Source organism: Companilactobacillus alimentarius DSM 20249, from assembly GCF_002849895.1.
GTDB classification, from domain to species: Bacteria; Bacillota; Bacilli; order Lactobacillales; family Lactobacillaceae; genus Companilactobacillus; species Companilactobacillus alimentarius.
In genome coordinates this window covers 1719863-1733341 of the sequence record NZ_CP018867.1, presented here as the reverse complement: position 1 = coordinate 1733341, position 13479 = coordinate 1719863, and the positions used below count along the sequence as shown (strand labels likewise).

10 protein-coding genes are annotated in these 13479 nt (G+C 36.2%); 7 read left to right on the top strand and 3 right to left on the bottom strand.

Annotated elements, in window-relative coordinates; genetic code table 11:
- The first annotated feature begins 10 nt into the window (after nucleotides 1-10).
- From mnmG to LA20249_RS08280, 3 genes are all read left to right on the top strand, one after another.
- Nucleotides 11-1918, top strand: coding sequence for a tRNA uridine-5-carboxymethylaminomethyl(34) synthesis enzyme MnmG (gene mnmG / locus LA20249_RS08290; protein WP_057738879.1), 1908 nt, complete (start codon nucleotides 11-13; stop codon nucleotides 1916-1918).
- 215 nt (nucleotides 1919-2133) lie between these two features.
- Nucleotides 2134-4668 (top strand): excinuclease ABC subunit UvrA, encoded by a 2535-nt coding sequence (locus tag LA20249_RS08285; protein ID WP_057738881.1) that lies wholly within the window; start codon nucleotides 2134-2136, stop codon nucleotides 4666-4668.
- Nucleotides 4669-4679: 11 nt separating this feature from the next.
- Nucleotides 4680-5588 (top strand): Gfo/Idh/MocA family protein, encoded by a 909-nt coding sequence (locus tag LA20249_RS08280; RefSeq protein WP_057738883.1) that lies wholly within the window; start codon nucleotides 4680-4682, stop codon nucleotides 5586-5588.
- Nucleotides 5589-6111: 523 nt separating this feature from the next.
- On the opposite strand, the gene LA20249_RS08275 is transcribed toward LA20249_RS08280, so the two are convergent.
- Together LA20249_RS08275 and LA20249_RS08270 are read right to left on the bottom strand one after the other, a co-directional pair.
- The gene (locus LA20249_RS08275) at nucleotides 6112-6759 is read right to left on the bottom strand and encodes an HAAS domain-containing protein (protein ID WP_057738885.1); all 648 of its coding nucleotides are present in this window, start codon (nucleotides 6757-6759) and stop codon (nucleotides 6112-6114) included.
- Nucleotides 6752-7069, bottom strand: coding sequence for a PadR family transcriptional regulator (locus tag LA20249_RS08270; protein WP_057738887.1), 318 nt, complete (start codon nucleotides 7067-7069; stop codon nucleotides 6752-6754). The genes LA20249_RS08275 and LA20249_RS08270 overlap by 8 nt, the downstream gene beginning before the upstream one ends.
- A 526-nt stretch (nucleotides 7070-7595) precedes the next feature.
- Between LA20249_RS08270 and LA20249_RS08265 the strand changes: the two genes are divergently transcribed.
- Genes LA20249_RS08265 through LA20249_RS12085 form a run of 3 tightly spaced genes read left to right on the top strand, consistent with a single transcriptional unit; the run spans nucleotide 7596 to nucleotide 10084 of the window.
- Nucleotides 7596-8798: a chloride channel protein gene (locus tag LA20249_RS08265; RefSeq protein ID WP_057738890.1), complete on the top strand. Its 1203-nt coding sequence runs from the start codon at nucleotides 7596-7598 to the stop codon at nucleotides 8796-8798.
- The gene (locus tag LA20249_RS08260) at nucleotides 8791-9867 is read left to right on the top strand and encodes a S66 family peptidase (RefSeq protein ID WP_057738892.1); all 1077 of its coding nucleotides are present in this window, start codon (nucleotides 8791-8793) and stop codon (nucleotides 9865-9867) included. Before LA20249_RS08265 ends, LA20249_RS08260 begins: the two co-directional genes overlap by 8 nt.
- A gap of 7 nt (nucleotides 9868-9874) precedes the next feature.
- A complete protein-coding gene (locus LA20249_RS12085; protein WP_057738907.1) occupies nucleotides 9875-10084 on the top strand; it encodes a DUF3923 family protein in 210 nt (69 codons plus the stop codon).
- Between the two features lie 47 nt (nucleotides 10085-10131).
- Here LA20249_RS12085 and LA20249_RS08250 read toward each other — a convergent pair whose 3' ends face one another.
- Entirely contained in the window at nucleotides 10132-11505 is a 1374-nt protein-coding gene (locus LA20249_RS08250) for an APC family permease (RefSeq protein WP_057738894.1), read from the bottom strand.
- 155 nt (nucleotides 11506-11660) lie between these two features.
- Between LA20249_RS08250 and LA20249_RS08245 the strand changes: the two genes are divergently transcribed.
- Nucleotides 11661-13403: a 1-deoxy-D-xylulose-5-phosphate synthase gene (locus tag LA20249_RS08245; RefSeq protein WP_057738896.1), complete on the top strand. Its 1743-nt coding sequence runs from the start codon at nucleotides 11661-11663 to the stop codon at nucleotides 13401-13403.
- Nucleotides 13404-13479 lie beyond the last annotated feature (76 nt).

Genomic DNA, 13479 nt, shown 5'->3' with positions numbered 1-13479 from the left:
GAAAAGATAGATGGAAGTAAAAGAGTTTGATTCAGAGACTTATGACGTTATCGTTGTAGGCGCCGGACATGCGGGTTCAGAAGCTGCTTTGGCTGCTGCTCGGATGGGTGAAAAAACATTATTAATTACTATCAATTTGGATATGGTAGCTTTCATGCCATGTAATCCTTCAGTCGGTGGACCGGCTAAGGGAATCGTTGTTAGAGAAATCGATGCTTTAGGTGGCGAAATGGGCCGCAATATCGACAAGACATACATTCAAATGAGAATGCTTAATACAGGTAAAGGACCTGCCGTTAGAGCGCTTCGGGCCCAAGCCGATAAGAATATGTATCATCGTGAAATGAAGAATACTTTGGAAAAAGAGCCTAATTTGACTCTTCGTCAAGGTATTGCTGAAAAATTGATTGTGGAAGATGGTGTCTGCAAAGGTATCGTTACAGCTACTGGGGCTAGATATCACGCTAAGAGCGTTGTTTTGACGGCTGGTACATCATCCAGAGGTAAGATCATTATTGGTGAATTGACTTATTCATCAGGTCCTAACAACAGTATTCCTTCAATCAAGCTATCTGAAGATTTAGAGAAGCATGGTTTCAAATTAACGAGATTTAAGACTGGAACACCTCCACGTGTTAACAAAGATACAATTGATTTTGATCAAACAATCGAACAACCCGGAGATAAAGAACCTAATCATTTCTCATTTGAAACACCAGATTCAAGTTACTTACAACACCAGATCTCTTGTTGGATGACTTATACCAATGCTGATACACACAAGATTATTCGTGATAATCTCAACCGAGCTCCAATGTTCTCAGGAGTTATCAAGGGTGTTGGACCAAGATATTGCCCATCAATCGAAGATAAGATTGTTCGTTTCGCTGATAAGCCAAGACATCAAATCTTCTTGGAGCCAGAAGGTAAAGATACACAAGAGTATTATGTTGGAGATTTCTCAACGTCTATGCCCGAGGAAATTCAATTGAAGATGCTTCATTCAGTTGCTGGATTGCAAAAAGCTAAATTGATGCGTCCAGGATATGCCATTGAATACGATGTTATCGAACCATGGCAATTGAAGTTAAATCTTGAAACAAAGGTTGTCAAAAACCTCTTTACTGCAGGTCAAATGAATGGAACATCTGGTTATGAAGAAGCTGCTGGTCAAGGAATTATGGCTGGTATCAATGCTGCTTTGCGTGCCCAAGGAAAAGATCCATTCATCTTGCACCGTAACGAAGCTTATATCGGAGTTTTGATTGATGACCTTGTAACTAAGGGAACTAACGAACCATATCGTTTGTTGACTAGTCGTGCTGAATATCGTTTGATATTGCGTCATGACAATGCTGACCTTCGTTTGACTGACAAGGGCTATGCCTTAGGTTTAATCAGTGATGACCGTTATAACGCCTTTAAAGAAAAGCGTCAAACTATCAAAATGGAATTAGATCGCCTCTCACGTAAGATGATCACTCCTAAGATGGCTTTACCATTTTTGAAGGCTCATAATCTTAAGCCATTGAAGGATGGAATCTTAGCTGATCACTTCTTAAGAAGACCAGAAGTACATTATCAAGATATTATTGATATAGTCGGTGAAGCTGATTTTCCAGTTGATAATCGAGTTGCTGAACAAGTAGAAATTGCTACTAAGTATGCAGGCTACATTAAAAAAGAAGAATTTCAAATTGAACGTCTAAAGAAGATGGAATCTAAAAAGATTCCCGCTCGTCTTGACTACACAAAGGTTGATAGTTTAGCTACAGAAGCCGTTCAAAAATTAAGCAAGATCAATCCAGAAACGATTGCTCAAGCAAGTCGTATCAGTGGGGTTAATCCGGCTGATATCGGTATCTTGAGTGTATATATCGAACAAGGAAAGATTGCTAAAGTTCCTGCCAGCAACTGATCGTTATAACGTTATGCAATGAAATGAAAATTGCTAAATATATATAAAGGGTAAGTGTCGCAAGCGACACGTACCCTTTTCTTTTAAAAAAAATTTCCGCCCAAATTTATCGATTGATAAATAAAGAAATCTTGCCGTTATAAACCAGAGGACTAGAACAATTAGAAAAGTTTCTCTCAATGTTATAATCAAATTATTAATGGAAGGGAGAAACTATGACGATTAGACATAAAAATTACATACCAGATGATATTGAGGTCATTGGAGCCAACGCTAATAATCTCAAGAATATTAACGTTGATATACCATTGAATTCATTTGTGGCAATTACGGGTGTCTCAGGTTCTGGGAAATCCTCATTGGCAATGGATACAATCTATGCCGAGGGAGCTAGAAAGTATCTTAATGCATTGTCTACTTACACTAGAAGAAGAATCACTCAAATGGGGCGTTCCGATGTTAAGAATATCAAGAATCTACCTTCAACTATCGCTCTGCGTCAACGTCCGACGGTTCCAGGTGTTCGCTCGACAGTGGGGACAATGACAGAAAGTCTGAATATTTTACGTTTGATGTTTTCTCGCTTGGCTTCTGTAAAATGTCCTAATGGACATCGACTTGATCCAACTTTGAAGATATCTGAAGTAATGGATCTACCGACTTCTGATGAGGCTATGGGAATGATGACCTGTCCAGTTTGCGGAGTTAAATTCATGGCCTTTAGTGCGGAAGATTTCGCCTTTAATTCAGATGGAGCTTGTCCAACATGTCAGGGTACCGGCTTTTTGAAAGAAATTGAAATCGACAAGATTATCCCCGATAAGACTTTGACAATTGATGAAGGTGCCATTCGTTCATGGAATTTGCCCGGGCGGACTCTGCAAAAAGAAATCATCAGAGAACTAGGCGTCAGAACTAATATTCCATTTAAAGATTTAACAGCTGAGGAAAAAGAGATCGTCGTTAACGGTAAGGAACAAAAGAAAGAGATTCTTGTACCGACAAAGACTGGACGCTCATTTAGATTAAATGCCTTGTATGAAAATGCAGTTATGGCAGTTAAGAATAGTTTGAAGAGTACCAAAAATGAGAACACATTAGCTCGCTTGGAAAGATTTTATTCCGAAAAAATTTGTCCAGCTTGTCACGGAAGCCGGTTCAATCCTAAATTGTTTTCAAACGAATTAGTAGGAAAGAACATTGCCCAAGTCAGTCAGTTTACCATTTCTGAACTACATGACTTCTGCCAAAAAATTATGGCTTGGTTGCCAGAAGATATGAAGTCCTTAGGAAAAAACTTGACTAATGAATTATTGGATTTACTGTCACCCATTGTTGATTTGGGACTTAACTATTTATCCATTTCACGTGCGGGAAATACCTTATCTACAGGTGAATTACAAAGAATTCAGTTGGCTCGAACTATTAGAAATCAAATGACCGGAGTACTCTACGTTTTAGATGAACCAAGTGTAGGATTACATGCGGCTAATGTAGCGGGCTTGATTAAAATATTACGAGAATTAGTTCAATTAGGAAATTCCTTAATTGTAGTCGATCATGATACTAGTATCATTGCCGCAGCCGATTATGTGATTGAGATTGGGCCTGATTCTGGTGAAGATGGTGGTCGAGTAATCACTCAAGGCACAGTTGATGAAATTAAGCAGAATAAGGATTCAGTAATTCAACCTTATTTAGTGGGGAAAGCGGATATTATTAAGCATCAACAGATAAAGCCTTTTCAAAAGGGAAGTATTAGTGTCGAAATTGGCGATCGTTATAACATTCATGATTTAACGGCTAAATTCAGTAAAGAGTCGCTTAATATTGTTTCAGGGATGTCTGGTTCTGGTAAAACGACATTGATTTTTGATAGTTTGTTGCCGGCTATGCGTGACCAAATAGCGAATGAACCTTTACCAAAATTTGTTAAAGCTGTTGATAGTGCCGGAATTAAGAACATTGTCACCGTAGATTCAGTGCCAATTGGTAAGAATGTTCGTTCGACAGTGGGGACGTATACCAAAATCTTAGACCATCTCAGAAAGATTTTTGCGCAAACGGATGTAGCTAAAGCTAAGAAATTTACGCCAACTTATTTCTCATATAACAATAAGCAAGGTGCTTGCCCAAATTGTGGAGGAACAGGCGTCATAACTTTGGATATTCAATACTTGCCAGATATGGTTCAAACCTGTCCAGTCTGCCATGGCAATCGTTATAAGAAGGAAATTTTAGATATTACTTGGCACGGGAAAAATATTGCTGAAATTTTAGACATGTCAGTTAAAGAAGCTGCTGAATTTTTCCAAGACGAGCCACGGATCAAAAATACCTTAGACGTTTTGATAAGTATTGGCTTGAGTTATTTGAAGTTAGGAGAAAGTACCCCAACCTTGTCCGGTGGTGAAGCTCAACGGTTGAAATTGGTCACTTACATGAAGCGGAGTCAAAAGGATCAATTATTTATTTTTGATGAACCTAGTGTGGGACTGCATCCTAAAGATGTAGGTGTTCTACTTGATGTGTTCAATAAATTACTTAAGAAGCATGCGACAATCATTGTAATTGAGCACGATTTGGATATTATCAGTAATGCTGATTATATTAATGACTTAGGTCCTGAAGGTGGGATCAATGGTGGTAAAATTATTGCAACAGGTACACCCAAAGAGGTTGCAAATAATTCTAATAGTATAACTGGTCAGTATCTCAAGAAGCATTTACAACTGTTTAATCGTAATTAAGGAGTGAAATAATGAAAAAAATTGGCGTGATCGGATTAGGGAATATTGCACAAAAAGCTTATTTGCCAGTCATGGCTACTTTGCAAGACCAATATGAATGGCATTTAACTACTAGAAATGAAGCAAAGGGTGAGATGTTAGAACAAAAATATGGTTTTAAACACTTCCATCAGACTTTAGATGAATTAATTGCTGAAAAGCCGTTGGCAGTCTTTGTTCACACACCAACAAAAACGCACTATGAAATTATCAAGCGTCTGTTGAACTCCAAGATCAATGTCTACGTTGATAAACCAATTTCGGAAAATTTAGCAGAGGTAAAAGAGCTGTATACTTTGGCTGCTAAAAATAACTTGCTATTAACTTGCGGTTTTAATCGTCGCTTTGCACCATTCGACCAAGAATTAAAGCAGATTTCAGATAAGCGAACTATCGTTTCCGAGAAGATCCGGGAAGATGCGTTGCAGCCTGTAGGGTATGCTATCTTTGATTTGATGATCCATTCAGTTGATACAGCAGTTTATTTAATGGATGAGCCCATTGAAACATTTAATAATTTCTTGGTAACAAGGGATGGTAATTTGGAGCAAGGATACATTACTTTACAAGGAAAAAAGAGTCAGGTTCAAATTATTACTAATATGGTTGGTGGCAGTAATTTGGAACAGACAACCGTTCAAGGATTAAAGACACGTCAAGTAGTTACTAACTTGAATCTTTTACAGACCTATCAAACTGGTGGCGTGACACAAGCTTCTCGTCCAGATTGGGAAAATACTTTGGTGACAAGAGGATTTGATCCAATTATTCGAGCCTTTCTTGAAGCAGTAGATAACGGTGGAGAAAATCCTGTTAGCCCTGAGTCAGCCATTCTTAGTCATAAACTTTGTTATGATTTGGTCAAAACGATTAAAAAATAGTAGCTTGAAATTAACCACAATATATAGTGGCAAACATATGTCTTTGTACAATATGTTCCATGTGAAACATATTGTATAAAACTTTGTAGAAGTGATTATAATGGCTTAAATTTTTTATTAGAATTTAAAGAACCCTTCTATGTCTAATTGATGAATTCTATATTTCATTAACTAGATCATAGGAGGGATCTTTTTTATTTTAAAATGTTTATCTTATGAGCTCTAATAATTTTTGTCGCAGGATTAAATCTACTGAACATAATTCAGTAAATAATAAGTCCCATTTAGTAGTTTGCAGACTAAAAAGAGAATTAGTAGTTGACCATGGACGTCTGTTTCAATAAGATTCCTAGAATTGTTAGTCATTTTTCGAGCAATATCTGAAAACAATATTTATTTTTTACGACATTGGAAATATTTAGAAAATAATTAGCATATTTTATTTTCCTTCGTCTAATAATAATTTTTCGTCAATTGATTTCATTCTTATCTTATCTATTTTAGATTAGGTTCTGATGATTTTTTAATAATGTGAGGACCAACCAATAGGGGAATAAATATTGCCAGAATTTTTAACTATCGTATTGACGTCAAATCCCAAAGCAGCAAAAACAATTATACAAATCAGAATTCCTAATAATATAATTCCGAAACCCAATAATATAAATTTTACTAAGTTAAAAGTTTTTTTGGAGCTAAGTACGAATAATTGCCAAAATACTATACCTAATCCTCCAAAAATAAAAGCAGTTCCCAATTGAAATAGAAAATCTATAAAGCCTGTTTTTAATAATACAATCAGACTTCCCAATAATAGCCACAAACCTGCAAATGAAAAAGCAATACTACAAATCATAACTGCAAATACTAATGCCAGTAAAATGATATACCCTGCGGCTACAATGGGTCCCCATACCGGAATTCCCATTAGTAATAACGCAGCTTTAATCTTATTCTTAGTATTTGATATTTGAACATCATTATCGGATAGAATTGCTAGAAATACGTTATTAACTCCGCCAATTTTCTTAATTGCATCAGCTTCAGTGTAATCATTTTCAATTAAATCATCTAAATATTCAGAATAATAATTTATATATTGATTACTATTAGATATTCCATATTTTTTTAATCGTAATTTTAGTTCTAATAAGAATTTCTCTTTAGGCATTTGTGTTTTTCCTCCGAATATAATCAACAATATCTTCTACTTGATTCCAATTCTTTAAAAATTGTCGAATTTCATTTTTACCAATTTCTGTAATTTTGTAATATTTTCTAATTCGATTATTGTGAATGCGTTTAGTTACAGTAATTGCATTTTTAGCTAATAAGCGTTTGAGTATGGGATATAGCGTAGATTCGGATATTTCAATTACTGGTTCCAAGTTGCTGATAATAGCATATCCGTAGGACTCGGATTCAACTAGATTTGCTAAAACACAAACATCTAACAATCCTTTTTTTATTTGTGGGTTCATTCCATACCTCCTTATACATAATACTATGTATAAGGAGGTATGGAATGTCAAGAATCATTTTAAATTAATTACTCAGATGTATGTATTCAACAAAAAATTGATTCTGTTTAAAATGCCATTGTTATTTAGGGATTCATTTTAATGTCAGCTAATGTCTTAGGAACGTAGGATTTGATATAAATGTTTTGGTCACTTTTATTGGTTTAATTATGTTGCCAAGCTAAAAAAGTAAAAATATTTAATTAAGTGTAATATCGAAATTAGTTATTTATTTTGAAAATATGTTGGTTAATGATTATTAAATAAATTTTTGTTACGACTTTTAATGTGATTTAGATTGACGGGGATGTTTGAACGTGCGATACTACATCTTGGTGCCAAACCGAGGTAAGGGCAAGAGGTTGGCGTGCAAACGTTTGGAAAATCACACCGCACTTACCACTCAAGGAGTTCTGCAGACATGCAGGGCTTCTTTTTTTTATCTAAATTTCAATGCTATAATTTTCTTAATTTATGAGAGTGGGTGGTGGCTATCAAAAAAGTTCTATTCGTCGGTTATGGATTAATATTGAGTGCTATTATTGGTCTTATTGCGGCAGCCTTTTTAGTTATTGAGGGCTTTATGACTAAAGTCATTTGGCTCAGTAATAGTTATGTTTTTCAAACGTTTTTAATCATTGTTGGTAGTTTTATATTGTATTTTTTGTTAAAACGTTGGCCGAATCTTCCTAAGACCTCAAAAGATTCAATAAAGGAATTAAGGCAAAATCAAACGATTGATTACCAAGATGTTTTCTTGAACCTGTTGGTTACCCTGGTTATATTGAGTTTTGGAAGTGGTGTTGGTCCTGAAGCAGCACTGTTGAGTGCTATTATTTCACTGTCAATTTGGCAGGCTGATAATTTACGTTACTTTTACTTCCAATATGATGAACTAAAACAATTATCGCTGGGGACATCAGTAAAACATCTCTTGAATCCCTTTAAATATCGTCAGAGGTATGATGGGAGAATTGCTCCTAAGACACCGAAATTTTTGAAATGGAAAAAATTACTCTACATAGTTTTCTCTATTAACGGTTTGTTGGCATTTGTTCTATTGATTAAACAAACTGATCAGCCTTCGTTCATTATGAAATTAGGGCATTCGCATTGGCAGTTAAGCGAATTGTGGATTGTACCGCTCTTAATGATTGTAGGGATCATTATTGGGATGATTTTGAAAAAATTAAATTATTTATTTGAAAAATCTATTCAACGATTGAACTTAAATTTAGCTGTGAGAATTACTTTGGGAGCCATAGGAATCATCGTTATTTCATATTTGGAGCCTAATTTATTATTCTCTGGTCAACATAGTTTGCATTTATTGATTGGAGCTTGGAGTAATCAATCGGCAACGTTTTTATTTTTAATGGCACTTTTGAAATTGATTTTTCTAGCTTGGTGTTTAACCTTTAATTGGCGTGGTGGGGATATTTTCCCGATCACTTTTGCTACAATGACGGCTGGTTTTGGGGTTGCAACACTTTTGCCAAATTTTGATACTTTACTAGTAGTAGCTGTCTTGGCAACGACACTTATGAGTGAATTGTTGTCACCAATTGTTGCAGGAGTTTTTATTGCGCTATTTTTCCCAATTACACTAATGCCTATTATTATTTTGGTAGCAGGCGTATTATTCTTGAAAAGAAAGTATTTGTTAAGAGGGGGGATTTTTAATGATTAAACCACAAGCTTTAAAAAAAGGAGATCATGTTGCAATTGTCAGTCTTTCCGCGGGCGTGTTGGGGGAAGAGTTTGCCAAACATGAATTGAATCAGGGTAGGAAACGGATTGAAGAATTAGGTTTAATTCCAGAATTTATGCCTAATAGTTTGAAAGGAATCGAGTTCATAAAAAATCATCCCGAAAAACGTGCAGATGATTTGAAGCAGGCTTTTGCAGATAATCAGATTAAAGGAATCTTTTGTGCGATCGGTGGGGAAGATACATATCGCTTGGCACCTTATTTGTTAAATGATCCAGAATTTGTTAAAAATGTACAACAACATCCTAAATTGTTTACTGGTTTTTCGGATACGACCGTTAATCATTTAATGTTGTACCAATTAGGATTAACAACTTATTACGGTCCTAATGTTATCAATGATTTAGCCGAATTAGACACTGAATTACTTCCATATACTAAAAAGACTTTGAAACATTATTTTCAAAATCCAGCTACTACAGAAATTTCAAGTAGCCCTGTCTGGTACGAAGAACGGACAGATTTTTCAAAGGCAGCCTTAGATACGCCTCGTGTTAGTCATCCAGAAACTAAAGGATATCAAGTTCAACGTGGATCGGGAATTGTTGAAGGTCAACTATTGGGTGGTTGTCTAGATAGTCTCAATAGCTTGCTGACCGATAAGCGTTATAACGATGAACCGAAGATTAATGAAAAATATCATTTGATTCCTGATGCCAAAGAGTTTGAGGGTAAAATCTTATTCTTGGAAACTAGTGAAGAGAAGCCTACGCCAGAAGAATATTGTGGGATGTTGAAGAAGTTGAAATCCAAAGGAATCTTGCAAGCAGTCGTAGCTATTATCACTGGTAAGCCACAAAACGAGGTTCATTATGATGAATACTGCCAAATCTTAAAAGAAGAGACAGAGGATACTAAGACGCCATTGATGACTAATCTGAACTTTGGTCATGCTTATCCTCGAACTGCTTTGCCATATGGCCTGAAAGCTAGAGTGGATTTGGATAATAGGAAATTGAAAATTATTGAACCTTACTTTGCTGAATAAGTTAAATATGAGGAAAATAAAGATATGGTGGTTAATTAATGTCTTTTGGATTTTATTATATATTGTTACTACACTTTTTCTATGTTTTAGGCAGGTAGATGCGACCGGAGCAATACAAAATTACTCTACAAAATTAATAAATATTGCCATTATATCTATTGTTTTTTTGATTATTGCTATATGTCAATTAGTGATTTTTCATTTTATAAAAAAATAAGAACCCAAAAATGCTATAAAACACTTCAATGTGTTTTATAGCATTTTTTAGTCGTTCTTTTTATAGCCATAAGCAAAGTAAATTACTACTCCAATCAAAATCCAAAAGATAAAAGCAATCCAGGAGTTGATGCTGACTTGCGTCATAAGGATAAGGCAGGATATTGCTGAAATAATTGGTAACCAAGGGTAGAAGGGTACTTTGAATTCACTGTTGGGAACGTCTGGTCGATGGCGTAATTTAATAATGCCAAGTGCTACGAAGACAAAGGAGATCAAAGTTCCAATATTAACTAAACTGGTTAATTCATTTAATGAAACAAAGCCACCTAAGATAACTGCCAAAGTAGTAATAGTGCTGAGTGACAGTAGTGGCATTTTGGCTTTAGAGTCGATTTTTCCAAATGAACTAGGAATCATCCCATCACGTCCAAGGGCGTAGATTAAACGGGAACCACCATAAACAGTATTTAACATCATAGTAAACATTCCTGCTAAGGCACCAATACTGATTAGGAAGGTCACTTTATTTAGTCCTACTCGTTGTAAAGCAAAAACGACTGGATCGGAAACGTTAAGGTGTTTGTAACTGACCATACCTGTTAATACAGCTGAAAGAATGACGTACAAAAAGGCACAGATGGCTAAAGAACTCATGATACTGATAGGAATGTTCTTTTGCGGATCTTTAACTTCTGGTGCGGATGAAGGAATAACGTCAAAGCCCAAATAGGCAAAGAAGACTAATGCCGCTCCTTTGACAACTCCCATGCCACCTTTAGGAAAATAAGGATGGTAATTAGTTGGCTTAATGTAAAATAATCCAATAATAATAAATGCCAAAACGACAGCAATCTTTACGAAGACCATAACGGTATTCATTCGAGCGGAGGCTGAAACTCCTCTTCTGAGCAATAAATAAATCAAAACAAGAACGATAATAGCGGGAAGATTGACAAAGGTACCATTGCTTGGTTCTAAGGGTCCGGTTAAAGCCTTAGGTAAAGCGATGCCTAATCCCTTAAAGAGACTGACAAAGTAGGCTGAAAAGCCTGAGGATACAGCTGAAACGCCTAAGACGTATTCCAAACATAACGCCCAACCAATCAACCAACCGGGAAATTGTCCAAAGATAATACTTCCATATGAATAAGTACTACCAGCAACTGGAAAAGTTGATGATAATTCCGCAAAGCACATCGCCGTCATAACACAGACGACTGCCGCAAGAATAAATGAAATGGTAATTGCCGGACCAGCGGTCCCATAAGCTACAATACCGGGGAGAATGAAGATTCCAGTTCCAATAATGGCTCCAATTCCCATGGAGATTAAGTTGCCACGTGTCAAAACTTTTTCAAAGTGAGCATCGTCGGCAACAAACTTCTTATAATCTGCTTTTTTAAATAATTTTTCTATCATATAAACCACCTATATCACATAAACACATCTACATAGATTACTGGTTTGTTTGATATCTTGTCAATATAATTTATAAAATTCTTGACCTAAAGTTAACTTGATGTATTAATATAAATCTATATTTAGTTATTCATGTTAGAGAGGAATATTAATATATGGAAACACCAATTTTAAATACAATTGATCAGCCAGCTGATTTAAAGAAACTCAATTTAGAGGAATTGACAAAATTAGCTGCTGAAATTCGCGATGTTTTATTGAACAAAGTCAGTCAAACTGGCGGACACGTTGGTCCCAATTTAGGCGTAGTCGAATTGACGATTGCCTTTCACACAATCTTCAATTCACCAATTGATAAAGTCGTTTGGGATGTTTCACATCAATCCTATACCCACAAGATTCTGACTGGTCGTAAGAATGCCTGGTTGAGCCCAGAGCACTTCGATGATGTCAGCGGTTATACTGCTCCAGAAGAAAGTCCACATGATTATTTCAATATCGGACACACTTCTACGTCAATTGCTTTAGCCACTGGTATGGCAAGTGCTCGTGATCTTTTGAATAAAGCAGGCAACGTTATGGCTGTTATCGGAGACGGTTCTCTGTCAGGTGGTCTAGCTTTGGAAGGATTGAACATTGCTTCTACACTAGATTCTAATTTGATTATTTTAGTTAATGATAACGAAATGGCCATTGCTGAAGATCACGGCGGTATCTATGAAGGACTCAAGGATCTGCGCGAGACCAACGGTCAAAGTCCTAACAATTTATTCAAAGCCATGGGCTTAGATTATCGTTACGTTGAGAACGGTAATGACATGGAAACAATGTTAGAGGCGTTCAAAGCAGTGAAAGATATCGATCACCCAATCGTATTACACGTTCATACGCAAAAGGGTCACGGGTATCAACCAGCTATTACGAATAAAGAGGCTTTCCATTGGCATGTTCCCTTCGATTTGAAGACCGGAAAAACTCTTCATCCAACGACAGGCGAAACTTATACTGATGTTATTCATGAACAATTGGCTAAAGAAATGGCAGAGAAGACACCAATCACGGCAATCACGGCAGCCATTCCTGGCTCATATGATTTGAAGCGATTTGGTAAAAAATATCCAGAACGTTACTTTGATGTGGGTATTGCTGAACAAGAATCCATCACTTTAGCAGCCGGTCAAGCTAAACAAGGACTACGTCCAATTGTCTTTCAATCAGGAACGTTCTTGCAAAGAGCCTATGATCAACTTTCACATGACTTGGGAATTAATAAATTGCCGGTAACAATCATGGTTTCAGGCGGTAGTATCAGTGCAGGCGACCCTACTCATCAAGGAATTTTTGATATTGCGATGTTGAGCAATATTCCTGGATTGACTTACTTAGCTCCAACGACTAAGGAAGAATTATCGGAAATGATGCATTGGGCTTTACACCAAAATATTGGTCCAGTTGCTATCAGAGTTCCAAGCAATGAGGTTCATTCTGCTAAGTTAACCGATTTTGATGCTCACAAGATGAATGTCTTACACTCTGGCAAAAAAGTTGCTCTCTTAGGCGTTGGTAGTCTCTTGCCACTAGCTGAAGAAGTCCAACAACAGTTGAGTAAACAAGATCTTGATGCCACGGTGATTGACCCACGCGATATTTCAAAACTCGATCAGGAAACTTTGAGTGACTTAGAGAAGAACCATCAATTAGTAGTCACACTAGAAGAAGCTAGTTTAAGTGGCGGCTTCGGTGAAAAAGTTAGTCGTTTTTATAATAATTCGGCTATGCATGTGTTGAATTTTGGTGCTGCTAAACGATTCAATGATCGTGAAACTACAGCTGAATTATGGCATGAATTTAAATTGACGCCAGAACAAATCGTTTCAGAAATCGTAGACAATTTGTAGAATACAATTTTTTTAATAAAAAAAGGACCAGTATAACAATCTGAACTGATTGCTGTGCTGGTCTTTCTTATGTGTT

Coding starts and splice junctions, on each gene's coding strand:
- mnmG (WP_057738879.1), top strand. CDS start 11: ATGGAAGTAAAAGAGTTTGATTCAGAGACTTATGACGTTATCGTTGTA.
- LA20249_RS08285 (WP_057738881.1), top strand. CDS start 2,134: ATGACGATTAGACATAAAAATTACATACCAGATGATATTGAGGTCATT.
- LA20249_RS08280 (WP_057738883.1), top strand. CDS start 4,680: ATGAAAAAAATTGGCGTGATCGGATTAGGGAATATTGCACAAAAAGCT.
- LA20249_RS08275 (WP_057738885.1), bottom strand. CDS start 6,759: ATGCCTAAAGAGAAATTCTTATTAGAACTAAAATTACGATTAAAAAAA.
- LA20249_RS08270 (WP_057738887.1), bottom strand. CDS start 7,069: ATGAACCCACAAATAAAAAAAGGATTGTTAGATGTTTGTGTTTTAGCA.
- LA20249_RS08260 (WP_057738892.1), top strand. CDS start 8,791: ATGATTAAACCACAAGCTTTAAAAAAAGGAGATCATGTTGCAATTGTC.
- LA20249_RS12085 (WP_057738907.1), top strand. CDS start 9,875: ATGAGGAAAATAAAGATATGGTGGTTAATTAATGTCTTTTGGATTTTA.
- LA20249_RS08250 (WP_057738894.1), bottom strand. CDS start 11,505: ATGATAGAAAAATTATTTAAAAAAGCAGATTATAAGAAGTTTGTTGCC.
- LA20249_RS08245 (WP_057738896.1), top strand. CDS start 11,661: ATGGAAACACCAATTTTAAATACAATTGATCAGCCAGCTGATTTAAAG.